Here is a 23,569-nt window from a genome sequence, read left to right as displayed (position 1 = left end):
CGCGGCGCTCCATCAAGCCGGCTCGACAAAGCTCGGTTCGGACGGCTCGGCAACTTCGTAGTCGCGCTCCCATCCTTCGTTTTCCAGCTTGATGGTCTGAATCGCGACGGCGTTCGCGTTGGCGTCCAGATCCGGGATGGCCTGGTACTCCGATACCCAGCAGCGGAACACCTTGTAGGCCAGCACCAGTTGCCCGGCTTCGTTGTAGACCTCGATGATGATGTCCTTGCGAAAGTTCTTCAGCGACACCTCGCTGCCCAGCCCCGAGCCAAAGTTCCACACCTTGTTGGCCCACTGCTCGAACTCGCGGTCGTGCGTGACGCCGCGCTCCAGCGTCACCGCCTCGTATTTGCTGCGGCCGGGGGACTTGCGCCCGCTGGACGGGTCGCCGCCTTCGCGGTGCTCGACCACTTCGGTGGTGCGCTTGAGCGCCGACACCTTGCTGATGCCGGCCACATAGCGGCCATCCCACTTCACCCGGAATTTGAAATTCTTGTACGGGTCGAAGCGCTGCGGATTGACGGTGAACTGCGCCATGGCAATCTCCTGGTAACCCTGGTCGGCGGGCGTGGCGGGCCGCAAGCGGCGCCGCCGCACGCCGGGCTCAAGCCTGTATCTGGCCGGCCAGTTGCTGGATGCTGATGACGACGAACTCGGCGGGCTTGAGCGGCGCGAACCCCACCAGGATGTTGACCACGCCACGATTGATGTCGTCCTGCGTGGTGGTTTCCCGGTCGCACTTGACCAGATAGGCCTCGCGCGGCGAACTGCCCTGAAAGGCGCCCTGACGGAACAGCGTGTTCATGAACGCGCCGATGTTCAGGCGGATCTGCGCCCACAGCGGCTCATCGTTGGGTTCGAACACCACCCACTGCGTGCCCCGGTAGAGCGATTCCTCCAGGTACAGCGCCAGGCGCCGCACGGGCACGTACTTGTATTCGGAGGTGAGCTGGTCGGCGCCGCGCAGCGTGCGCGCGCCCCAGCAGACCGCGCCGTACACCGGGAACGTGCGCAGGCAGTTGACCCCCAGCGGGTTCAGGCTGCCGTTCTCGCCATCGGTCAGCGTCGTGGCCAGCGAGATGACGCCGGTCAGGTTGGCGTCGGTGCCCGCGGGCGCCTTCCAGACGCCCCGGTTGCCGTCCGTGCGCGCATACAGGCCGGCAACGGTGCCGCAGGGCGGCGCCAGGCGCGGCTTGCCGTTCTTGAGCGGATCGGACACGAACGTCCACGGGTAGTAGACGGCCGCGTGATCGGACTTGGGCAGCGCGGTGCCGTTGGCCACCGCCACCATCGAGGCGGGGTCGGTGGCCGTGGGCGGCGCGTCCACGATCATGAAGGCGCGCCGCTCCTCGCAGTACGACGCGGCGTCGGCCAGGACGCCGCCGTGCGTGATGGCGGGTAGGCAGAGCAGGTTGAATATGTCGGCGTCTTCCAGCGCATACAGCCCCTGGCGCAGCGCACGGCTGCCGACGAACGCGGCATAGACGTCGTCCGGCCCGTAAGGCGTTTCGGTGCCGCCTTCCAGCAGCGCGTCGACCGGCGGGGGCGAGGCGACGGCGCCCGCCATCAGATGCAGCGACGCCGCCAGATCGTTGGCCGGGGCCGCTGCCACCGCGATGGTGGAGCCCATGCCGCGCGAGCCGCTGGCCAGCACCAGCGTGCTGCCCTGCACCCGCGCCGTGAAGTCGCGGAAGGCCGGCGTGCCCGGGCGCAGCGCGCGCACCGCGGCCTGCAATCGCGCCGCCACGTCTTCCAGTTTGGCGGCCAGCGAGCCGCCTGCGGCGGTGGCATCGCCCACGCTCACGAGTTCCGGGCCCAGGCCATCCAGGGTGATGCGCAGGCTGGTGTGCGTGGCGTCGGGCAGCGCATCCAGATCGGTCGCGCCGAAGGTGTCGCTGGTCAGCGTGGCAGCGTCGGGGGTGGGCGCCGGGCGGATGATGGCCGCGCCGTCGGTCTCGACGCCGCCCGCCAGCGACCCCAGCATCAGCACGCCCGCGGCGTTGTTGCGCGCGCCGGGCAGCACGCGCACGCTGGCGTTTTCGCCGCCCGCGCCGGACGTCATGACAAGGGTGTTGCCGCTGCGCGCCGCCGTGAAATTGGCCAGCGCCGGGCGGCCCATCGCCTGCGCCCGCACCTTGGCCTGGATCGCGGCGGCCAGTGCCGTCAGGCGCTGCGTCGCGGTGCCGCCCGCGATGTCGCCGGGCAGCGCGATGCTGACGCCGACGGGCTCCAGTCCGTTCACGGCCACGCGGAAATCGGTGTGCGTCGCGTCCAGCAGCGTCTGCACGTCGCCCAACGTGCCGCTGACGCTGGTGCCCGCCGGCAGCGCATCCAGCGCGCCCTGCGACAGCATCCGCTCCAGCCTGACAAGCTGCGATACGCCCTGCACCAGGTCCAGCAGATAACGCGGGTCCTTGGCGTTCAGAGACACGTTGGCATAGCTTTCCGCCCGCCCATCGCTGGCGCGGATGAACTGGATGTTGAAGGTGCTGGACGGCACGGCGGTGGCGTAGTCCACCCGCACCTGGATGCTGTTGCCGGACACGCCGGGGTCCAGCGCCCGGACCGTCAGCACGTCCACCGCCGTGGCGCTGCGCAGGACGCGCTGCGCGGGCGACGCTTCCTTGACCACCCGCACGACCCAGGCATCCGTGCCGCCGTTCACGAAGAACTGGCGCACCGCATAACCAAGCTCGGAGTCGTCGGCAAGCCCGCCAAAGGCGCGCTCATAGTCGGAGAAGCTGAATATCCGGACCGCCTTGTTGACGGGACCGCGCGGGGCCGCGCCCAGGAAGGCGGCAACCGAGGTCGCGACCCCGGCAATCGTGCGAACGCCGCTGGGAATTTCCTGGATGTAAACCCCGGGATGGGACAGGGTAAGGGCCATGAGCTGCTCCTTCGCGCGGCCGTCCGGACGGGAGGTCCATGCCGCAGGAGAGGCTTAGAGAGCCGCCAGCGCGCCGCTTGAGAGCGGCAGGAAGGGCTGGCGATTCGCGCGAGGCTTGCGCGGGTTGGCGGGCGTTGCGCCGCTCTAGTTGGATTGCAGCGGAAAGGCAATCGGGCAAAAGCAGCAAGCCCTGGTAGGAACGAGTTATAGAAGTTCTGTTTGATGCGATCAATAGCTTTTTAACGGCATTAACGATCTGTTTCTTATTCAGGGCGCGGTCAGCTCGGCACTTGCCGCCATTGAACGCGGGGCCCCGCTGGCGTATAACCCGAAGCGGCGGCGCCCGCTTTCTTTCGGGCAGGCGGTTCGAACCTCAAGGAGCGTGATATGCATGGCGTGTCCCGATGGCTGCATCTGCATGCCAGGCTTTTCCGCTTGCCTGCCCCTTCCGGCGATACCGGCCACCGGCCGCAGATTGCGCGGGTGATGCTGGGCGTGGCGGCTGGAACGACGCTGGCCTTCGGCGCCGCCGCGCAGCCGCAAAGTCCCGGCCAGTCCGGCGCCACGGCCGCGACCCCGCCGGTCCAGTCCACCGCCGCGCAGCCCGGCGCCGGCCAACCCCAATCCGATTCGTCCGCCGCGCGCGCGCTGCAATGGCCGCGCAGTTTTTCCGCGCCGGACGGCGCGCGGGTCGAGCTCTACCAGCCGCAGATCGACACCTGGACCGCCGACCGCCTGTCCGGCCGCATGGCCGTCGCCGTGGGGCCGGCCAAGGGCAATCCAACCTACGGCGTCGCGGAATTCTCCGCGCGCGCCGACGTGAACAAGCCCGCCGGGCTGGTGCGCCTGTCGGACATCCGCATCGAACGCGTGCAGGTGCCGACGGCGCCCCAAGAGGCCGCGCGGTTGCGCAGCGAGCTGGAGGCCCGTATTCCACCCAAGGGCGTGGTCACGCCGCTCGACGGGTTGCAGCTGAGCTATGCGCTGTCGCAGAACAACCCGGCCACCAGGACGGTGCCGGTGGACAACACGCCGCCGCGCATCATCTACCGCACCGTCCCGGCGATCCTGGTGCTGGTCGATGGCCCGCCCGCGTGGACGGCGCTGCCCGGCACGCCGGGCTGGCGCCGGGTCGTCAACACCCGCGCGCTGATCCTGGGCGACAACGCCGGACGTCTGTACCTGCAGGCGGCAGGCCACTGGTATGACGCGGACGGCATCAACGGGCCCTGGCGCACCGTGGCGCAACCCTCGCCCGCGCTGCTGGCCGCCGCCGACGCCGCACGGCGCGGCCCTGCGGCGGACCCCTTGATGCCCCATGACGGCAAGGCGCCGCATCGCGCGCCCGATATCGAAGTGTCCACGGTGCCGGCGGAGCTTCTGATCACGATCGGCCAGGCCGAGTTGCGGCCGGTGCCCGGGACCTCGCTGCTGTCGGTCACCAATGCCGACCACGCCGTGTTCATGAATCCGGGCGACAACCGCTATTACCTGCTTGTGTCGGGCCGCTGGTTCCGCGGCCCCCGGCTTGAAGGACCGTGGTCGTATGTGCCCGGCAAGGACCTGCCGCGCGACTTCGCGCGCATTCCGGCGCGCGATCCGCAGGGCGGGGTGCTGGTGTCGGTGCCCGGCACGCCGCAAGCCCGCGAAGCCGTCATCGCATCGACCATTCCGCAGACCGCAACCGTGTCGCGCAGCGCCGCCAGGCTGCAGGTCGAGTACGCCGGCGGCGCGCCGGTGCTGCGGCCCATCGAGGGCACCACGCTGCATTACGCGGCCAATTCGCAGGTGCCGGTCATCCAGGCCGAAGGCCGTTACTACGCGTTGTCGCATGCAGTGTGGTTCGTGTCGGATTCGCCCACCGGACCGTGGCGCGTGGCCGACCATGTGCCCGCAGCCATCTACGCCATTCCCGCCACTTCGCCGCTGCACTACGTGACCTATGTGCAGGTCTATGGCTCGACGCCGCAAAGCGTGGTGTTCGGCTATTCGCCGGGCTACATGGGCGTGGTCGTCGCGCCCGACGGCACGGTTGTGTACGGCACGGGCTATTCCTACCCGCCCACGATCGTGCAAAACACCTGGGTCGGCTATCCGCCCAGCTATGGCTACAACGCCGCCTTCGATTCCGCGACGGGCTTTGCCTTCGGGTTTGCCGCGGCCGAAGCCTGGGGCGGGGCGGCGCCTTACTGGGGCCCGTATTACGGCGCGCCCTATTGGGGCGGCGTCGACGTGAACAAGGTGGACGTCTACGGCGCGTGGGGCGGTTCCGGCACGGTCACGCACGCGGCCGGGTGGAATGGCTGGACGGGCACCGAATGGCAGGGCGCGCACGCCGAAGGCTACAACCCGCAAACCGGCGCCGCCTTCGAAGGCACGCGCGGCGCGGCCTACAACGGATACACGGGCAATGCCGCGGCGGGCCGCCGGGGCGCCTACACCGATCCGGTCACCGGCGCATCGGGCGCGGGCCGGGCGGGCGCGGTCGAGAACGACGACGGCCAATGGGCCGCGGGCCGGCAGAACGTGCGCACCAATGCCGACACCGGCCGCACCACGTATTCCGCCGCCGGCGCGACCGGCACGGCGGGGCAGGGCGCGGACAGCGTCGACCGGCGCGGCGCCACCTACAACCGCAACACCGGCAGCGGCATGGCGTGGAACAACGGCAACGTGTATGCGGACCACAACGGCAACGTCTACGAACACAACGACAACGGCTGGCAGCAGCACACGTCCTCGGGCTGGCAGCCGGTTCAGCCGAACACGCAGTCCAACTACCTGAACGCGCAGCGTCAGGCGCGCGATTATTCGACGCAGCCGGCGGGCGGCATGAACGGCGGCTGGCAGAACCGCATGGGCGAATCCGCGGGCGGCTGGCAAGGCCGTGGCGAAGGCGGATGGCAGGGCCGCGGCATGGAGGGCCGCAGCTTTGGCGGCGGGTTTGGCGGATTCAGGGGCGGCGGCGGATTCAGGCGCTAAGCGTCTCGCTCAGTCCTGCACCAGATACGCCTCGCCGCCCGGCTTCAGGTACGGCGCGAGGTCGCCAAAAGGCACCTGCGCCAGCGTCCCCAGGCACACGCCCGACGCATGTCCCACGCCGGATACCGACAGGCTGAGCGCGCCGGGCGTCGTCGCGCCCAGCGCAAGGTAGGCCGGCCACAGGTCCCAGCAGCCTTCCTTGGAACGGTCCTCGGTCAGCCCGGCCTCGTCGCGCGCGGCCAGGGTTTTCTGCGCCTGGCCGACGAGTGCCGTCAGCGCGGGGCGGGGCTCGCGGCTGCCCGGCTGGTAGGCGTCGAACACGCGGTTCCAATCCAGGGTTTCGCCGCGCAGCAGGTCGAACGTGTAGGGATCGAAGTGATTGTTCGGATGCGCGCCGCCGCAGTCCAGGCTGCCGGATTCGGTCACCGTCATCATGGCGCGGGACAGCCAGGGCACGGCCACCACTTCTTCCTCGTAGTTGGCCAGTGTGCCGGCCGACGGGTTGCCGCTGGTGTAGGCCGAGGCCTTGCAGGCCAGTGCGGCGTGGCTCATGCGCCAGTGGCGTTGCTCGAGCAGGTGATTGACGCGCGCCATGACCTGCGCGTCCGGATGGCGTGACAGCCTCGGATAGCTGAACTGGGTGCGCGGGTCGCGCCACATGCGATATGCCACGGTGGCGCTGCCCACGTCGGCGCCCACGGGCACGGCGTGACGGGCAAGCTTGAGCGTGTCGTAGGGGAAGCGGGCCGCGTCGATGTCTTCGTCAAAGCCGATGCTGCCATCGGGCGCCAACGCCCCGGCGTCGTACTGCGCGACCCGCTGCAGCGTGAAGGTGCGCTGCTTGCCCGTGCGCGTGTCGATCCACACGCCGTGATAGCCCTGCGCGTCGCGCTTGCCTTGCCAGGTGGCGGCCGGCTGCGCGCCGGGGGCCGTGGCGGCAGCAAAGGTCATCGGCTCTTGCAGCGCGGCTTCGCTGCCTTTGAGCGGAATGTCCACGCCATGTTTGGAATAGAAGTAGCGGCCAGTCAGTGCGTTGCCGGCTGCGGCGCTGTCCAGCTCCATCACGATGTCGCCCGCGCCTTGCAGCGTGCCGGTGTAGACGGTGCGCTCGGCGGCGCCGGCATGGCCTGCCTGCCACAGCATGGCCAGCGTCAGGACGCCAAACCGGAACGGGCGCGTGCGTGCAAAGGAAAAGGACATCTGCTTGGGGACCCTGAGACGTGGGCCGGTCAATATACCCGACGGGTCAGGGCTCCCGCGCCGCGGGTTGCCAATGGCCGCGCTCGGGGTCCACGCTGACGCGGCGGCCGCCCGCCCACACCGCTTCTTCGTCCAGCTGCGACGCGAGTCCCGGCTCGATATCGAAGGCGATCCCCAACGCCTGTGCCACCGACGGGTCTTCAATGGGCAGTTCCCAGGTCAGAAAGAGTTGCGACAGATCCCGCGCCTGCGGGAAGTCCGCTTCGTCGTAGCCGCTGGCGTGGCGGGCGATGACGGCGTGGGGCTGGCAGGTGTCAAAGACGATGGCGACGCCGCGCGTAAGCGGGATGCGGTGCCCGGTGCCGGGAAAATGCACGTCCAGGCCTTTGTCGTCGGACAGGAACAGATTGCAGAACGCGGCGCCGCCGTATTGGCTGCCGTCGTGGTGATAGCGCGCGCCGCGGCAGGCCATGAACGCCATGTCGCTGGTCGCCAGGACGTCGCCCAATCCCAGCGCGCGCGTCCAGTCGCGCATGGCCTGCACGCAAAAGCCGAACTCCGGCCAGCGGGCGCGGGTGCGCGACAGCGGCATCTGCTCGACGTCGCCCGGCTCCAGCGCCAGCCGGGTCCGGATCTCGCGGTCCCAATCGGCCGTCAGGCGCGCGGGCGGTGCGGGAACGTCCAGGTTAGCGGCCAGCAGGCGCGCGCTGACGCTGCGGCTGCGCAAGGCGTCATCGCGCGAGAAGAAGAACGACGTCAATCGATCCTGCATGGGGTGATTCATGAGCCGCGCCTGCCGCGCCTAGCCTCCGCGTCCCTCGTAGGCGCCTTCGTCGCCGTCTTCGTCTTCCATTGCCGCCTGCGCGCGCTCCAGCAGATAGGCCTTCAGGCCTTCGAGTGCGTCGGGCGTCCAGCCGGACACGCCGGTCACCGCGACCCAGGCGTCGACATAATGCTGCGGCGCGTAGACGTGTCCATACCCCATCGGCGTCGCGGTGCCCACCGCCATGTCCAGCGCAAGCTGCAACATGGTCACCACGGGATACCAGCGCAGTTCCGGCGACACGTCCGGGCCCATCGGCGCGTTCATCCACGCGGGCGGACGATACAGGTCGCGATAGTCGAAGAACGTGACCGGGTCGCTCGCGTATTGCAGGTAGACGACGCGCATCGGCCCCCACGGCGCGTCGGCCGGCACCGGCGAACCGTTCTGGTTCATGAAGCGCACGAAGGCGCCATCGCGCAGTTCGGGCAGCCAGGCGGGCGAGCCGGGATTGCGGGCATCGGTAATGGTGCGCCAGACGCGGCTTTCAAAGGGCGGGCCGCTCCAGAGCGCGCCCTGGATCGGGTCGCCGATCATCTCGAACAGTTCGGCCGACCCCGCGGAATTCTTCGCGCCCAGGCTCAGGCCGTGCAGGTACAGCCGCGGCCGCCGGTCCTTGGGCAGCGTGGTCCAGTAGCCATACACCGCCTGGAACAGGGCGCGCGCGGCTTCCGCGCCATATTCGGGTTGCGCCAGCAGCGACAGCGGGCTGGACAGGTACGAATACTGCATGGCCACGCTGGCCACGTCGCCGTTCAGCAGGTATTCCAGCGAGTCCGCGGCCGCGGGGTCGACCCACCCCGTGCCCGTGGGCGTGATCACGACCAGCACCGAGCGTTCAAAGGCGCCCACGCGCTTCATCTCGTCCAGCGCGAGCTGCGCGCGCGCCTGTGGGGTTGCCGCGCCGCGCAGGCCGACGTAGACGCGGATGGGCTCCAGCGCCTCGCGTCCCGACTGCGTCTGGATTTCACTGGCGGTGGGGCCGGAGGCGATGTATTCGCGGCCGGCGCGGCCCAGTTCGTTCCAGCGGATCAGCGAGGCGGGGCCGCCCGTCTTCAGGTCCGCGGTGGGCTGCGGGCGTTCGGGCTCGAGCAGCGCGTCGAACTCGCGGAACGAGGCGTCCAGCACGTGCAGCGCGCCGCGGAAGAACACGTCGGTCGCCAGCAGCCAGAAGATCAGGATGGCGATGAGCGCGCCCGTCACGTTGGCCACGCGCCGCGGCACGACGCGCCGCACCTGCCGGGAAAGATAGCGGGCGATCAGCTTGAACAGCCGCGCCAGCGCCAGCAGCACGGCAAAGGTGGCCAGGGCAATCAGGCTGACCTTGATGGGATGGGCGCTGGTCACGGGCTCCATCTGCATCAGCGCGCGGATGGTGTTCTGCCATTCGGCGGCGCGGCCAAGAAACACGATCGCCACCGCCACGCACAAGAGGCCGATGACGGCATTGATGACCCACGCGGCACGGCCGCGGGGCGAGGGCAGTTCCAGGTAGGTCCACAGCCAATGCCACAGCACGCCCAGGCCATACCCGGCCGCAAGGCAGGCGCCCGCCAGGACGCCCTGGGTGACGTGCGTTCGGGGAATGAGGGTGGGCGTCAGCGCCGCGGCGAAGAACAACGTGCCGAGCATGAGGCCGACGCCGGAGAGGGATTCCAGGTGCGACCGGAAGAAGGAAGGCAGGTGTCGATGCAAGGTCTGCTGCACGGTGCGTCCTCATCGGGGAGGGAATGGCGGGGATTCTCGCATGTTGCCGCGGGGGGCGCGGCGTTTTCAGTCGCGGTCGGGCGCGCCCAGCGGAAACAGCGGCCGGTACTGCCGGGCTTCGTCGACCGCCCGCGCGAAAGACGGCCGCGCCAGCAGCCGGGCGCGGTAGGCCCGCAGGTGCGGATAGGCATCGGCGATCGGATGCGTCCAATCGGCGTAGAAGAGCGCGGGCGCCGCCGCGCAGTCCGCCAGGGTGAAGTCGTTGCCCGCAGCCCACGTACGCGTGGCCAGGAGCGCGTCGATCCAGGCGTACGCCGGTTCCAGCTTCTGCGCGGTCAGCGCCAGCGCCTCGTCGCGCTTGGCGGCGTCGCCGGTCAGCGCGCCGTTGACCGCGTGCTGCATCCAGAACATGACGTGCAGGTCGAAGTAGCGGTCCAGAAAGCGCACGTCCAGCGCGGCCATCGGGTCGTCGGGAATCAGCCGGACCGGCCCGGGGTGGGCGAGCTGCAGGTATTCGATGATGATGCTGGATTCGGCGATGTTGCGGCCGCCGTCCACCAGCAGCGGAAACTTGCGCAGCGGCCAGCGCTGCAGCCAGTCGGCGCCATGCTGGGGCGAGTCCGGCCCGATGCCGCGAAATTCGAAGGGCGTCGCGTTTTCGTACAGCGCGACGAGCACCTTCTGGGTGTACGAGGAAAAGGGATGACCGTAAAGTGCAGGCAGCATGCTCGACGTCTCCTGGGGCGTGGCTCACAGGTTAATGGGTCCGAGGCTGTTTCACCAGACGGACGCGTGTCCCGCGCCGCGCTGCGCGTTGCGCGCGAAAAGGAATACAGTGCATGACGGATCCCGGGGCAGTGGCCTCGGGCAGACACCAACAATACGGAGACAGGATGGATACGGCAGGCAAGCAGGGCGCCAGCGTGCGCGAACAGGTCGGCGAAACGGAATGGCAGGTCCGCAAGGATCTGGCGGCGCTGTACCGGCTGGTGGCGCTTTTTGGGTGGGACGATCTGATCTTCACGCACATCACGGCCAAGGTGCCGGGCACGGAGCATTTCCTCATCAATCCCTACGGCATGATGTTCGACGAAATCACCGCGTCCAGCCTGGTCAAGATCGACCTGCACGGCAACAAGGTGATGGAGTCCGAATACGACATCAACCCCGCGGGCTTCACCATCCATAGCTGTATCCATGCGGCCCGCAAGGACGCGATGTGCGTGCTGCACACGCATTCGATCAACGGGGTGGCCGTGTCGGCCCAGAAAGCCGGCCTGTTGCCGCTATCGCAATTTGCGTTCATCGTGCTGCGCTCGCTCAGCTATCACGACTACGAGGGCCTGGCGCTCAACCCCGACGAGCAGCCGCGCCTGGTGCGCGACCTGGGCGCCAACAACTACCTCATCCTGCGCAATCACGGCCTCTTGACCGTCGGCCAGAGCATGGCGGAAGCCTTCCAGGCCATGCACCGCCTGGAAGCGGCCTGCATGGTGCAGGTGCGCGCGCAGGCGGGCGGCGAACTGACCCACATTCCGGCCGACATCCTGGCGCGCGCGGCGGTGGAATCGCCCGCCGACCGTGCCCGCAAGGCCCAACTTGCGTGGCCGGGCCTGCTGCGCCGGCTGGACCGGCGCAATCCGGGGTATGCCGAGTAAGCGCGCCTATTTTTTCGCGGTCGGGTCGGCGGACAGGAATTCCGTGCAGTCAGGCAGCGGCTTGGACGGCTCGTAGGACGATGTGCCCGGTTGCCACGCGTAGGTCACGGTGTAGCTGCACTGGCTGTCGGTCTGCGGCGCAAGCTGGGCCGGGGTCAGCGCGGGACGCGTGCTGGAATCTTCAAAGCGGCTGGCGCCCGCAGGCGAGCGCGTCGCCTGCGTCTTGACCTGCAGATCGGGCAGTTCCTTGCCCGGCACGGCCTTCAGCGACGCCTTGAACGCGTAGATGTCGCTGCACTGGCCGGCCCGCTTTTGCTGGTCGGCCTCGTTGAAGCACGCGCGGATCGACGCGTCGGCCGTGTACGGCATGACGAGCACCAGGCTGGCGCCGGTCTGTTCGCCCAGGTTGACGTCGTACAGATACAGGTCGCGGCGCGAGAAGCCGCCGCCCGAGAACGGCGTGGACGCCTCGAAGTCCGGCTCGGCCGGACCGACCACGCCCACCAGCGCCCGTTCTTCGCTAAGCCGGATCAGTTCCGGCCATACCGTGAAATCCTTGAAGTCCGGGATCTCGGGCGAGTCCCAGAACCGGTAGTCGGCGCGCAGGGTCCTGCTGGTGGCAAAGGGACCGTTTTCGCCGAACGCGCCATCCGTTTTGATGCCCACGCACCAGTCGGTCTGGGCGTTGCAATACAGCTTGTTGTCCGCGTTGAGCTTCAAGGGCTCGGTATCGGGGGCGGCCATTGCCGCGGCGGGCAGGGCGGTGCAAAGCAGCAGGGCAAGCACTTTCGACACGATTCTTCCTTCTTGTGGGATGCGCGCGGGGCCGTATGTTACGGCCCCGCGCCACGCCCTCCGGGGGCGCGCCACATTTTGTAGGCAGTCGCACCGTTACGCGCGGCCTGATGGTGTCAAAACATGAACAAACGTATCGGAGTGGACGCCGCCCGCTGCGGCGGCGTCAGTCGCGCACGGGGCCGTCGGGCACATCGGACTCGACCAGCTGCGCCAGTTGCAGCAGCGACTCCTGCCAGCCCAGGTAGCACATCTCGGTCGGGATGACCTCGGGTATGCCTTCCTGAACGATGACCAATTCCGTGCCGCACGACACTTGCCGCAGGGTGACGGTGGTGGTCATCTCGCCCGGCAGGTTGGGATCGTTGAAGCGGTCCGTATAGCGGATCTTTTCGCCCGGAACCAGCTCCAGGTACTCACCGCCGAACGGCTCTTCATGGCCGGTGGCAAAGTTGTGGAAGGCCATCCTGTGGCGGCCGCCCACGCGCGCGTCCAGTTCCTGGACCGAGCAGGTGTAGCCATAGGGCGGAAGCCACTTGGCTATCGCATCGGGCTCGATGAAGGCGCGATAGACGCGTTCGGGGGGGGTGCGCAGGACGCGAAGGTGTCGTACGGTTCCGGTAGTCATGGTGTAGTCCGCCTTGAAGTGAGGGTGGGTGCATGACTACGACGAACCGCCAACACCCGGATCGACAAGCAATTTGCTGGGGATTTCCCTAGGTCGCGATGGGCTTTCCCATCAGGCCGGCGAACCACGCCCCTGTCAGGCCAGCACCAGCTTCCTGCCCAGATTGAAGGCATCCTGCAGGCCGGTGTTCAAGGGATGGCGGCCGCCAGCAAGTTCCAGGTCGATCACGCCCGGCTCGATCTTCGGTCTATTACTATTTGGGCCATGAGCCAGCGCAAGACACCTTCGAAGCCGGGCCCCGATGCCTGCATCCGCGTGCGAGGCGCGCGGGAACACAATCTGAAGAACGTCGACGTCAGCATCCCGCGCGACGCGCTCGTCGTGTTCGCCGGCGTGTCCGGGTCGGGCAAATCCTCGCTCGCGTTCGGCACCCTGTATGCCGAAGCGCAGCGCCGCTACCTGGAATCGCTGTCGCCATACGCCCGCCGCCTGATCGATCAGGTGGGCGTGCCCGACGTCGACGCCATCGACGGCCTGCCGCCCGCGGTGGCATTGCAGCAGCAGCGCGGCACGCCCAACGTGCGCTCCACGGTGGGCAGCGTGACGACCCTGTCGAGCATGCTGCGCATGCTGTACTCGCGTGCCGGCACGTATCCCGCGCGCCAGCCCATGCTGTACGCCGAGGACTTTTCGCCGAACACGCCGCAGGGCGCCTGCCCGCACTGCCACGGCCTGGGCTATGTGTACGACGTGACCGAGGCGTCCATGGTGCCGGACCCGTCGCTGTCCATTCGCGAGCGGGCCATTGCCTCGTGGCCGCCCGCCTGGCACGGGCAGAACCTGCGCGACATCCTGGTGACGCTGGGCTACGACGTGGACAAGCCGTGGCGCGACCTGCCCAAGAAGGATCGCGACTGGATCCTGTACACCGACGAGCAGCCGACCGTGCCCGTCTACGCCGGCTTCACGCCCGCCGAGACGCGCGCCGCGCTGCGCCGCAAGGCCGAGCCCAGTTACATGGGCACCTACACCGGCGCGCGCCGGTACGTCATGCACACGTTCGCCACCACGCAAAGCGCCATGATGAAAAAGCGCGTGGCCCGCTTCATGACCGGCGCGCCCTGCCCGGAATGCGGCGGCCGGCGTCTGAAACGCGAGGCGTTGTCAGTGACCTTTGCGGGCCTGGACATCGGCAGCCTGTCTCAACTGCCGCTGGCCCGCATCGCCGAGATCCTGACGCCCGCCGCCGAAGGCCGCTTCGACGACGTGGCCGGGAAGGCCGGCACGACCCGCAGCAAGGCTGCCGGGGTGCGCGCCAACGCGCGGCGCGTGGCGGCGGGCGGGCTGTCGCATGCGGGCAGCAGCGACGTGCGCCGCACGCCGGACGCATCGCCCGAGAAACGCATTGCCGCGCAGCGCATCGCGCACGACCTGGTCGAGCGCATCGGCACGCTGCAGGCGCTGGGCCTGGGCTATCTGGCGATGGACCGGTCCACGCCGACGCTGTCGCCCGGCGAATTGCAGCGCTTGCGCCTGGCCACGCAGATCCGCTCCAACCTCTTTGGCGTGGTGTACGTGCTGGACGAGCCCTCGGCGGGCCTGCACCCCGCGGATGGCCAGGCGCTGCACCGCGCGCTGGACCAGCTCAAGGCGGGCGGCAACACGCTCTTCGTCGTGGAGCACGACCTGGATACGCTGCGCCGCGCCGATTGGCTGGTGGACGTGGGGCCCGGCGCGGGCCAGCATGGCGGACAGGTGCTGTACAGCGGTCCGCCAGACGGCCTGCGCAAGGTCAAGGAATCGGTCACGGCCAAGTATCTGTTCGATGCCCGGCCCGCCAGCCGGCGCACGCCGCGCGAGCCCACCGCGTGGCTTGAGCTGCGCGGCATCCACCGCAACAACCTGCATGGCGTGGACGCGCGCTTTCCGCTGGGGGCGTTCACGGCGGTGACGGGTGTGTCCGGGTCAGGCAAATCCAGTCTGGTCAGCCAGGCGCTGGTCGAACTGGTGGGCGAACATCTGGGCCAGGAGCTGCCCGCCGAGGAATCGGACAGCGACCTGCCGCAGCCCGGCAACCTGCCGCGCACGACGGGCCGCATCCATGCCGGCGCGCAAGCCATCAAGCGGCTGGTCAATGTGGACCAGAAGCCCATCGGCCGCACGCCGCGGTCCAACCTCGCCACGTATACCGGCCTCTTTGACCACGTGCGCAAGCTGTTTGCCGGCACCAAGGCCGCCCGGTCGCGGCGTTACGGCGCCGGCCGCTTTTCCTTCAACGTCGCGCAAGGGCGCTGCGAGACCTGCGAGGGCGAAGGCTTCGTCCACGTCGAATTGCTGTTCATGCCCAGCGTGTATGCGCCGTGCCCCACGTGCCACGGCAGCCGCTACAACGCCAAGACGCTCGAAGTCGAATGGAATGGCCGCAACATCGCGCAGGTGCTGGACATGACCGTGGACGAGGCGCGCGCGTTCTTCAAGGACGAGGCCGTCGTGTCGCGTCCCCTGACACTGCTCTCTGAAATCGGACTGGGCTATCTGCGCCTGGGCCAGCCCGCCACGGAACTGTCCGGCGGCGAGGCGCAGCGCATCAAGCTGGCGACCGAGCTGCAACGCAGCCAGCGCGGCAACACGCTGTACGTCCTGGACGAGCCCACCACGGGCCTGCACGCGGCGGATGTGGACAAACTGATGACGCAATTGCACGGCCTGGTCGACGCCGGCAACACCGTGGTCGTGGTGGAACACGACCTGCGCGTGGTGGCGGGCAGCGACTGGATGCTGGACGTCGGACCCGGCGCCGGCGAGGCGGGCGGCGCGATCGTGGCGGCCGGCACGCCGCAGGCCGTCAGCCGCGGCAACGCCGGCGTCACGGCGCAGTTTCTGCGCCCGTTCTTTGATTGAGGAAACAAGGCGTTCATCTACCGGTCCTGAACGCGGCTAGGGCTGCTGCCGCATTTCGTCGGCCAGCGTGTCACGCATGCGCTCCATGCTTTCCTGGCCCACCTCGATCAAGCCGCCGATCGGTTGGTCGATGTCCAGGATGAAGGTCAGCACCAGCGCGATCAGCGCGGCGAACATGCCGGTCGACACGGGCCGCCGCCGTCCGTATAGGCCAGTGCCGTAGGCGATGTAGGCCATCGAACCGGCGGCCACGATGAAGAGCAGGTAGTACACCGGCTCCGGCACGTGGTTTTCCAGCGCAACGCGCCGCTTCTCGTTGATCTGCGCCATCTCGTTGATGGCCTGGATGAACATGATGGTGGAGATGGTCGGCGGGTTCTCTGCCCGGGCCGCGACCGCCGCCCGGATCTGGCGTTCGATGCGGCGCGCGGTGGCGTTGGCGGCGGCAAAGCGCGGCGAATCCTGATCGGCCAGGTGGTAGTCCAGCGACGCCGATGCGTATTCATGCAGCATCTTGGCCACCGCAGGCCGGTGTTCGGCGGGAATGAGCTGCGATCGCCAATAGGCGTTGCCGATGGCGTTGGCCTCTTCCAGCACCAGGTTCTTGCGCGTCTCGAAACGCGTGACCGACATGGCGAACGTAAACCCAAGCAGCAGGGCCAACAGGCCCAGCAGCGCGGTCTGAAGCGCGGTGATGTGTGTCTTGGCGGCCTCGTCGGCCGGCTTGCGCAGCCGGCGGCCGAGCCGGTAGGCAAGCTCGATGACGGCCAGGAAAATGATGAGCACGACGAAAAAGATGATGACTTCGTCAACTTCCCGCAGCATGCCGTCTTCCCCCGGTTTGGATGTGCGCATCAGCGTAAGCCGATTGCGCGGCGGCGGCAATCGGGCGTGGCCCTGACGCCCCGCCCGTCAGCGAAATGCCAACATCTTGGAGTAAGGTGTCGCTTCCCAACTTGAAGACCCCGCACGGAGCAGAACTTGAAATACCGCAAACTCGGCCGTACCGACCTGGACGTCAGCCTGATCGGGCTGGGCACCATGACCTGGGGCGAGCAGAACACTGAAGCGCAGGCGCACGAACAACTGGACTACGCGCTGGAGCGCGGCGTCAACCTGGTCGACGTGGCCGAAATGTACCCGGTGCCGCCCAAGCCCGAAACGCAGGGCCTGACCGAAACCTACATCGGCACGTGGCTGGCCAAGACGGGCCGCCGCAACGACATCGTGCTGGCCAGCAAGGTCGCCGGCCCCGTGCGCGACCCCAAGCGTCCCGGCCACATCCGCGACGGCAAGACCTTCCTGGACCGCAAGAACCTGACCGAGGCGCTGGACGCCAGCCTGAAGCGGCTGCAGACGGACTACCTGGACCTGTATCAGCTCCACTGGCCCGACCGCACCACGGCCACGTTCGGCCAGCTGAACTACCCGTGGGTCGAAGACGAGCACACCGTGCCGATCGAGGAAACCCTGTCCGTGCTGCAGGACTTCGTGCGCGCCGGCAAGGTGCGTCACGTGGGCGTGTCAAACGAAACGCCGTGGGGCGTCAGCCAGTTCCTGCGCCACGCCGAAAACCAGAACCTGCCGCGCATCGCCTCGATCCAGAACGCGTACAGCCTCCTGAACCGCGTGTTTGAGATCGGCCTGTCGGAATTCACGCACCACGAAGGCGTGGGCCTGCTTGCGTACTCGCCGCTGGCGATGGGCATGCTCTGCGGCAAGTACCTGGACGGCGCCAAGCCGGCCGGCGCCCGCCTGACGGTCTTCTCGCGCTTTACCCGCTACAGCAACCCCCAGGCCGAAGCCGCCACGCGAGAATACGTGGAACTGGCCCGCGCACACGGCATCTCGCCGACGCACCTGGCGCTCGCGTGGGTCAACCAGCGCCCCTTCGTCACCAGCAACCTGATCGGCGCGACGTCGCTGGAACAGCTCAAGGAAAACATCGACAGCGTCGACGTGACCTTGCCGGCGGACGTGCTGGACGCGATCAACCAGATCCACGCGCGGCATCCGAATCCGGCGCCCTGAGGCGAGGCGTGCAGCGCAGGATGAACTCAATGCCCTGATCGGACGCTATTGATCTCTGTAGCGGTCTACTTGCAAAAGCTCACTCGCGAAAGCGGTGGGCTTTTTGCTTTGCATGACGGGATGCCAATGCGTCAGGCGATTTTCGTGTTTATCTGATTCAAGCCGCATTCTTCGGCGCTCAAACTCCGGTGCATCAGCAATTGCCAGGAGCCATGATGACAGGGCGCCCGATCATTCGTGTAGGCGACAAGACCACCCATGGCGGCACGGTGATCGAGGGATTTTCGTCCTACTCCATCGACGGCCGAGCGGCGGCCGGTCTCGGTCATAACGTGGACTGCCCGAAATGCAATGGCGCATTTCCAATCATCGAGGGCGCACCTAGCTTCGCCGTCGACGACAGCCTGGTTGCCCTGGAGGGGATGAAGACCGCCTGCGGTGCTGCGTTGATTGCGAGCCAAGGATTCGCGCGGGTGGATCCCGGGCCGGGCGGGATCTTTCGCGATGTTGGCTACGGAATCGGTTTGTCGAAGGGCGTCTCAGCCGGCGCGACTGGGCGATTCCAGCAGTACGCGCAATCACTGCGGCCAGCCATATGCAATCACACCGACACGGCAGTGCCGCTGGCTGAATACATGGTCCGTGAAATGAAGACCAATCCATTTTCCATCGAGGGCAGGGCGATTCTCGCGGCGAACAGCGAGGATCCTCAAGCCCGCCGTGCGCAGTGGCAGAAGTGGCCGTGGTACCTGCGTCTGGGGGCGCCACCCGACTTCGAGGCAGCCGCCGCAGCGCGAAAGGCGGCTGCATATGGGTTATGGACAGAAAGGGTCGCGCCCGGGCGGCCGTGGGACCACAAGCCGGTGTTGCGAGAGCGGTTCCTCGGCGAAATTCACCCGCGCTGGCACAAGTACAAGGATCATGATTACTTCTACGACATTTGGTCCAACATTCACTATGGCTATGTGGGTGCGGCTGTTGGTTTCAGCGCGGCGGAATTGATCAATGGCGCTGGTATCGCGCAGGCGTTAGATGACTTCAGAAGAGGTGATCCGCAGCAGCATCACCCGGAAAACGGTTCATGGCCTGCCAGCGCCGATGACGTTCCCGATCACATTTCTATCAAGCTTGGCACGGATCTGTACGAGCAAGTAAAGCCACATGCGATGACGGTGGGCGTTTTGCTGGATCGTGTTGCGGCAGTGCCCGTACCCTGGGGGAAAGGTAGGGATCGGGCCAAGAAACTGCATGATTGTCGTGGCCCGCGATGAAAACCGGGCCTATCCAGATCGGCTGCGCCACGGTGGCAGGATTGTTTTGCGCGCTGACGCTGTTTTGGTATTTTTGCCGACCGGTCGTGGTTATTCACTATTCGGCTGCGGCAGGTTCCCCAATCGGCTATGTCTACGATACCGACGTGTACCTCGCTAGAAGAACGCTACACCCCGGTGAGTCGGCGATGTATTACACCGATTGGCATCACGCTTCCGACTACTGGACCTCGGTCAGCTTGCCAGCGGAAAGCGGGGATTATGTGGAAGTAAACGGCCCGTTCAGCCGAGTGGATGTGTACGTGGGTCCGGATGCGAAGGTACAACGAACCGCCATTCGACATGGCTTTTTTGCGCGGTTCAGCGAGCCAAGCGAACCCTGCGAGCCTACGGCGCACGAACCGAACGACAACGGTAGTCCGGGTAGATGAAGGCGATTAGCGCCGGTTACCCGGGGCGCGTTCTTCTGAAGCTATGTGCCGCCCTGTGTGCTTTATTGGCAACGCTATGCGCGAGTCTTATCCTTTGGGGTTTTCTGGCGCCTCCTGTAGTCGTTCACTACGCGCAAGACGCCGAAGCGCCGGTGCTGGTTTACTTCAATGACAACGATCGCATCAGACGGGAGATCATGCATCCCGGCGAGTCAATCATCTTTCCGACCGCGATGTTCGCGTCGCCAAATTCATGGATTGATGTAAGCACGCCATCCGTCCATCTCAAAAGTCAGCAAATCCACGGCAAGTTCAGTTGCGTCGATGTGTGCATCGATGCGCAAGCACGGTTCAGCGCCCAGACAAGGCACGCGTATTTCGCGCGGTTCACGTCGCCAATTGAGCCCTGCAATATTGCCGATCACGGCCGGCGATAGGCCGGCACTTCCCACAACTTCCCCGGCGCGAAGCCCTCCTGTTCCCCCTTCTTTGCATACCCCAGCGGATTCGCAATCACCCGGCAGCCGTCCTTCACGTAGTCCTGCGGACAGTGCAGATGTCCGTGTATCCACACGTCAGCCAGCGGCAGCAACCCGTCCAGCGCGTTGCAGAATCCCGCTGTCCCCGGCGTGACCCCGTAGCGCGGATCGGCGCTGGCTAGCGTGGGTGCAAAGTGCGTGATCGCTACCGTTGTGCCGTCGAAGGGCACGCGCAACGCGGCGTCCAGCCATTGTTGGCAGGCCAGACCCTGCTCGCGCATTTGTTCGGCCATGAAGGGGGCGCCGTGGCGGCGCATTTCGGCCTTTTCCAGATAGAAGTCCGCGGCCCGGAAAGCCTTGGCGCGTTTTTTCAGGACTTCCCCCAGCGCGTCGTCCAGCGCGGCAAGCGCGTCGAAGTCCGTCCACAGCGTCGTGCCCACGAACCGAACGCCGCCGATCACCGTGGTCTCCCGTTCCAGCCATTGGATGCCCAGGGTCTCGCACAGGTCGCGCAGGCGCTCATGCGTCTCGTCGAAATCCACGTTGTCGTATTCGTGGTTGCCCGGCACGAAGAGAACAGGCGTGGGCCAGCCTTGGCGGGGTGAATAGTCGCCCAGGCCGAAGTCGTCCCGCTCCAGGCGTGAGCCCTGGCGATACGAACCGATGTCGCCGGCCAGTACCAGCAGGTCGGCCCCGGGCGAAGGTTGTGCCACGAAGGTGGGATCGGTTTCAAGATGCAAATCGGAAAGCAATTGGATCTTCATGGGCCCTATCTTAGGCGACGAGCGGACGCGCTGCGCCGGACCGGCATCCGTGCGACACTTTCCCCCAAGCATTTGCCGACCCCACGGCAATCACCCAAACCCACCACCCACCGGATACAGGAGGAAATCCCATGCGTATCGTGTTTGCCGCCGCAGCGCTTCTGCTTGCAGCGGGGGCGCAGGCCCAAGTGCTCAAGTGTGACCAGGCCTCGACCCAGACCGACATGAACCTGTGCGCGGACCAGGCCTATCGCAAGTCCGACGCCGACTTGAACGCCGCGTACAAGGAAGTGACCGAGCGTCTGAAAGACAGCAAGGCTGCCTTGACGCAATTGCAGGCCGCGCAGAAGGCGTGGCTGTTCTTTCGCGATGCCGAATGCGCGTTTTCGTCAGCAGGCGTTACGGGCGGCAGCGCGTATCCGATGGTGTTGAGCCAGTGCCTGGATAAGCTCACGCAGGCTCGCACGAAGGAGTTGCGCGCGTACCTCGCGTGCGAGGAAGGCGACACCAGCTGCCCGGTGCCCCGCAAGCCATGAGCGCCGCCAGGCAGGCTGGCGGGGATCAGCGCAAGCCGGCCGCCGGCAGCCCGGACGCCGCTAGCTCAGACGCCGGCAGCCCGGACCCCGGCAGCCCCGATCCTGGCCTGATCGTCGACGAGCACGGCGTGCCGCGCTGCTTCTGGCAGCCGTCCATGCCGGACTATCACGATCATGAATGGGGCCGGCCCGTGGCGGACGACCGGCGGCTGTTCGAAAAGATCTGCCTGGAAGGCTTTCAGGCCGGCATGGCGTGGATCACCATCCTGCGCAAGCGCGAGGCGTTTCGCGAGGCGTTCGACGATTTCGACATGGAACGCGTGGCGCGCTATACCGAGCGCGACGTGGAGCGCCTGATGGGCAATGCCGCCATCGTGCGCAACCGCGCCAAGATCGTGTCGGCCATCAACAACGCGCAGCGCGCGCGCGAACTGGCCGATGAAACCGGGTCGCTCGCCGGCTGGCTATGGTCGCACGAGCCGCAGCCGCAGACGCGTCCGGCGGCCGTGGACCGGCACTACTGGGACAACAATCCCACCTCCAAGGCGTCGATCGAACTCTCGCGCGCGCTAAAGCGGCGCGGCTGGACGTTCGTCGGGCCAACCACCATCCACGCCTTCATGCAGGCCGTCGGGATGGTGAACGAGCACATGAGCGGCTGCATCTGCCACGCCCAGATCGAGGCGGCGCGGGCGCGCTTCCGGCGACCCGGCTGAATCAACGCGCCGCAACGCCGGCCCGCGCCCGCGCAGGCGCGCGGTGCACCGGAAAGGCGTCAGACCACGCTGATCCGCAGTTCAGCCAGCAGCGCCGCCGCCTGGGTCTTGGAGATGGTGGCGCCCGCCAGCCGCGCGGCGGCCGACAGGTCCAGACCGCCCAGATCGGCCTCGCGCAGGTCCGCGCCTTCGAAGTGAACGTTTTTCAGGGTGGCGTTGCGCAGGCTGCCGCCGTGAAAGACCGTCTCGCGGAAATCGCTGCCCGATAGGTCCGCGTCCGAGAAATCGAGCTGGAGAAGGTTGCACTTGCGAAACGACACGCCGCGCAGAAGGTCGCCGACCAGCAGGCATTCCTCGAGCGACCACCCCAGGCACGCGATGCCATCGAAATCCGAACCCGTCAGCTTGCATGCCCGCAAGCGCGCGCTGGCCAGCCGCGCACGGCGCCAGTTGGCATTGTTCAGGTCGCAGTTCTGGAAGGAGGCCTCGCTGGCGTCGGCCGAGGCGAAATTGGCCGACCCGCCCCGGCAGCGCAGCCATTGCGTGTCGGTCAGGTCTGCACCTTGGAACGAGGCGCCGGCGATCGCGCAGCCGCTGAATTGAAAGCCGCGCAGGTCCAGGCGCGAAAAGTCCGCCTCCTGGAAGTCGCAATCGACGAATGACAGCGGGACGCCCGGGGCAGCCTCGATCAGGGCCAGCATCGTCTTGCGGTCGGTGTCCTGGCCTTCGATCGGTGGCGGTACGGTTTGCGTCATGCGGATCAGGCCGACGCGTCGGACTGCATGCGGCCCAGGATGAATCCGTCCACGGCGCTGGTGCGGCCGCGCCACAGGGTCGGCTGTCCCGCAATGGGCGTGCCGTCAGCGGTGAAGAACAGCGCGTCGGCCAGGTGGATGTAGTTGGGCAGCGGGTCGACGGGCTGCGGCAGGCGGAACACATCGCCCAGCTCGGCCAGCGAAGCGTGCACGGTCTGGCGCGTGTCATCGTCCATCGACGCCAGCGAGCCCGAAAAGCTGGCGGCGAAGGTGTCGAAGTACTCGGCGCCCGAGACGATCGAGCCGGACACCAGCATGCCGCCCATCTGCAAGGTCACGCCAATGCTTTCGATCTGGCTGCCGTTGTTGACCAGGTTGACCAGGAACTGCAGGAAGGCGTCCGCGGCGGGTGCGGCGGCAGCAGGCTGGCTGGCGGCGGAGGTGTCGATGCTCATGAGAGGGGTCTCTGAAAGGTTTGCAAGAGGCACAAGATACTCGAAGGACGCTGAAAATGGTCGCGCGGCAATCCCGCGAGAAGCGGGCCGATCGGGCGCCTGACCGGGCCTTCCGGCGTCGCGGGCGGGGAGTATGTTGTCACCCTGACCGCCATTCCCTTTGGAGCCTCCATGAGCAGCGTGAATTTCCTGGGTATCAATGCCGGCGCCGGCCAACCCGCGTCCGCCCGCAACGCCAACGCCACTGCCGGCGAGGGCTTTCGCGCGGCGTTCGCCGACGCCACCGAGCGCAACCGTTCGGCCATGGGCCGTGGCGTCTCGGGCACCTCGCAATCCGCGCCGTCGCAGGCCGAGCAGGAGTTCATGGACTACGCCGCGATGTCGATCGAGGACAAGATGTTCTACGCGGCCTTGGCAAGCCTGGGCATTTCCAAGGAAGAGTACGACGCCATGTCGGCCGCCGAACGCCTGGAAGTCGCCCAGAAGGTGTCCCTGGCAATGCAGCAGCTAGCCAAGGCCGAAAATACGAAGGAAGTGCTCTGAGGTCCTG

The 23,569-nt window shown here is 67.1% G+C and carries 22 protein-coding genes; 10 read left to right on the top strand and 12 right to left on the bottom strand.

The window, feature by feature from the left end; all coding sequences use genetic code 11:
• Positions 1-12: 12 nt before the first annotated feature.
• Together LN047_RS23100 and LN047_RS23095 are read right to left on the bottom strand one after the other, a co-directional pair.
• Entirely contained in the window at positions 13-537 is a 525-nt protein-coding gene (locus LN047_RS23100) for a phage tail protein (protein WP_056326957.1), read from the bottom strand.
• A 67-nt stretch (positions 538-604) separates the two neighbouring features.
• Complete coding sequence (locus LN047_RS23095; RefSeq protein WP_373980292.1) at positions 605-2,887, bottom strand: phage tail sheath family protein; 2,283 nt, start codon at positions 2,885-2,887, stop codon at positions 605-607.
• 387 nt (positions 2,888-3,274) lie between these two features.
• Between LN047_RS23095 and LN047_RS23090 the strand changes: the two genes are divergently transcribed.
• Positions 3,275-5,869 (top strand): carbohydrate-binding family V/XII, encoded by a 2,595-nt coding sequence (locus tag LN047_RS23090; RefSeq protein ID WP_373980291.1) that lies wholly within the window; start codon positions 3,275-3,277, stop codon positions 5,867-5,869.
• Between the two features lie 9 nt (positions 5,870-5,878).
• On the opposite strand, the gene LN047_RS23085 is transcribed toward LN047_RS23090, so the two are convergent.
• The 4 genes from LN047_RS23085 to LN047_RS23070 all read right to left on the bottom strand — a co-directional run bounded on the left by LN047_RS23085 (position 5,879) and on the right by LN047_RS23070 (position 10,325).
• Complete coding sequence (locus LN047_RS23085) at positions 5,879-7,069, bottom strand: hypothetical protein (protein ID WP_373980290.1); 1,191 nt, start codon at positions 7,067-7,069, stop codon at positions 5,879-5,881.
• Between the two features lie 46 nt (positions 7,070-7,115).
• Positions 7,116-7,853, bottom strand: coding sequence for a hypothetical protein (locus LN047_RS23080; RefSeq protein WP_373980289.1), 738 nt, complete (start codon positions 7,851-7,853; stop codon positions 7,116-7,118).
• Between the two features lie 18 nt (positions 7,854-7,871).
• On the bottom strand, positions 7,872-9,599 hold the full coding sequence (locus LN047_RS23075; protein WP_279991804.1) for an alpha/beta-hydrolase family protein: 1,728 nt from the start codon (positions 9,597-9,599) through the stop codon (positions 7,872-7,874).
• Between the two features lie 66 nt (positions 9,600-9,665).
• Positions 9,666-10,325 (bottom strand): glutathione S-transferase family protein, encoded by a 660-nt coding sequence (locus LN047_RS23070; RefSeq protein ID WP_373980288.1) that lies wholly within the window; start codon positions 10,323-10,325, stop codon positions 9,666-9,668.
• A gap of 167 nt (positions 10,326-10,492) precedes the next feature.
• Here LN047_RS23070 and LN047_RS23065 point away from each other — a divergent pair, with 167 nt between their 5' ends.
• Complete coding sequence (locus LN047_RS23065; RefSeq protein WP_056326159.1) at positions 10,493-11,257, top strand: class II aldolase/adducin family protein; 765 nt, start codon at positions 10,493-10,495, stop codon at positions 11,255-11,257.
• Positions 11,258-11,263: 6 nt separating this feature from the next.
• Here the strand turns inward: LN047_RS23065 and LN047_RS23060 are convergent, their stop codons facing one another.
• A complete protein-coding gene (locus LN047_RS23060; protein ID WP_373980287.1) occupies positions 11,264-12,052 on the bottom strand; it encodes a hypothetical protein in 789 nt (262 codons plus the stop codon).
• A gap of 166 nt (positions 12,053-12,218) precedes the next feature.
• Positions 12,219-12,680, bottom strand: coding sequence for an SRPBCC family protein (locus tag LN047_RS23055; protein ID WP_373980286.1), 462 nt, complete (start codon positions 12,678-12,680; stop codon positions 12,219-12,221).
• A gap of 264 nt (positions 12,681-12,944) precedes the next feature.
• On the opposite strand from LN047_RS23055, the gene LN047_RS23050 reads away from it, so the two are divergent.
• Complete coding sequence (locus LN047_RS23050) at positions 12,945-15,581, top strand: excinuclease ABC subunit A (RefSeq protein WP_373980285.1); 2,637 nt, start codon at positions 12,945-12,947, stop codon at positions 15,579-15,581.
• Between the two features lie 36 nt (positions 15,582-15,617).
• Here LN047_RS23050 and LN047_RS23045 read toward each other — a convergent pair whose 3' ends face one another.
• Positions 15,618-16,436 (bottom strand): hypothetical protein, encoded by an 819-nt coding sequence (locus LN047_RS23045; RefSeq protein ID WP_279991801.1) that lies wholly within the window; start codon positions 16,434-16,436, stop codon positions 15,618-15,620.
• A gap of 126 nt (positions 16,437-16,562) precedes the next feature.
• Between LN047_RS23045 and LN047_RS23040 the strand changes: the two genes are divergently transcribed.
• From LN047_RS23040 to LN047_RS23025, 4 genes are all read left to right on the top strand, one after another.
• Complete coding sequence (locus LN047_RS23040; protein WP_262759811.1) at positions 16,563-17,612, top strand: NADP(H)-dependent aldo-keto reductase; 1,050 nt, start codon at positions 16,563-16,565, stop codon at positions 17,610-17,612.
• 212 nt (positions 17,613-17,824) lie between these two features.
• A complete protein-coding gene (locus LN047_RS23035) occupies positions 17,825-18,883 on the top strand; it encodes a polymorphic toxin type 44 domain-containing protein (protein WP_373980284.1) in 1,059 nt (352 codons plus the stop codon).
• Positions 18,865-19,314: a hypothetical protein gene (locus tag LN047_RS23030; RefSeq protein ID WP_373980283.1), complete on the top strand. Its 450-nt coding sequence runs from the start codon at positions 18,865-18,867 to the stop codon at positions 19,312-19,314. Before LN047_RS23035 ends, LN047_RS23030 begins: the two co-directional genes overlap by 19 nt.
• Positions 19,311-19,751: a hypothetical protein gene (locus LN047_RS23025; RefSeq protein ID WP_373980282.1), complete on the top strand. Its 441-nt coding sequence runs from the start codon at positions 19,311-19,313 to the stop codon at positions 19,749-19,751. The genes LN047_RS23030 and LN047_RS23025 overlap by 4 nt, the downstream gene beginning before the upstream one ends.
• Here the strand turns inward: LN047_RS23025 and LN047_RS23020 are convergent.
• Positions 19,736-20,557: a metallophosphoesterase gene (locus LN047_RS23020; RefSeq protein WP_373980281.1), complete on the bottom strand. Its 822-nt coding sequence runs from the start codon at positions 20,555-20,557 to the stop codon at positions 19,736-19,738. The two genes, LN047_RS23025 and LN047_RS23020, sit on opposite strands and share 16 nt — an antisense overlap.
• Positions 20,558-20,688: 131 nt before the next feature.
• Here LN047_RS23020 and LN047_RS23015 point away from each other — a divergent pair, with 131 nt between their 5' ends.
• Complete coding sequence (locus LN047_RS23015) at positions 20,689-21,093, top strand: lysozyme inhibitor LprI family protein (protein ID WP_056326179.1); 405 nt, start codon at positions 20,689-20,691, stop codon at positions 21,091-21,093.
• 155 nt (positions 21,094-21,248) lie between these two features.
• Positions 21,249-21,809 carry a DNA-3-methyladenine glycosylase I gene (locus LN047_RS23010; RefSeq protein ID WP_373982177.1) on the top strand — a complete coding sequence of 187 codons (561 nt, stop codon included), beginning with the start codon at positions 21,249-21,251 and terminating at the stop codon, positions 21,807-21,809.
• 59 nt (positions 21,810-21,868) lie between these two features.
• Here the strand turns inward: LN047_RS23010 and LN047_RS23005 are convergent, their stop codons facing one another.
• A complete protein-coding gene (locus LN047_RS23005) occupies positions 21,869-22,564 on the bottom strand; it encodes a pentapeptide repeat-containing protein (protein ID WP_373980280.1) in 696 nt (231 codons plus the stop codon).
• 5 nt (positions 22,565-22,569) lie between these two features.
• Entirely contained in the window at positions 22,570-23,019 is a 450-nt protein-coding gene (gene gvpU, locus LN047_RS23000) for a gas vesicle accessory protein GvpU (RefSeq protein WP_373980279.1), read from the bottom strand.
• Positions 23,020-23,190: 171 nt separating this feature from the next.
• Between gvpU and LN047_RS22995 the strand changes: the two genes are divergently transcribed.
• A complete protein-coding gene (locus LN047_RS22995) occupies positions 23,191-23,562 on the top strand; it encodes a hypothetical protein (RefSeq protein WP_373980278.1) in 372 nt (123 codons plus the stop codon).
• Positions 23,563-23,569: the final 7 nt, after the last annotated feature.

Origin of the sequence: Achromobacter sp. JD417 (assembly GCF_041879325.1) — a bacterium.
In the GTDB taxonomy this organism is placed as follows: domain Bacteria; phylum Pseudomonadota; class Gammaproteobacteria; order Burkholderiales; family Burkholderiaceae_B; genus Achromobacter; species Achromobacter mucicolens.
This window is presented reverse-complemented; position numbering and strand designations above follow the sequence as displayed.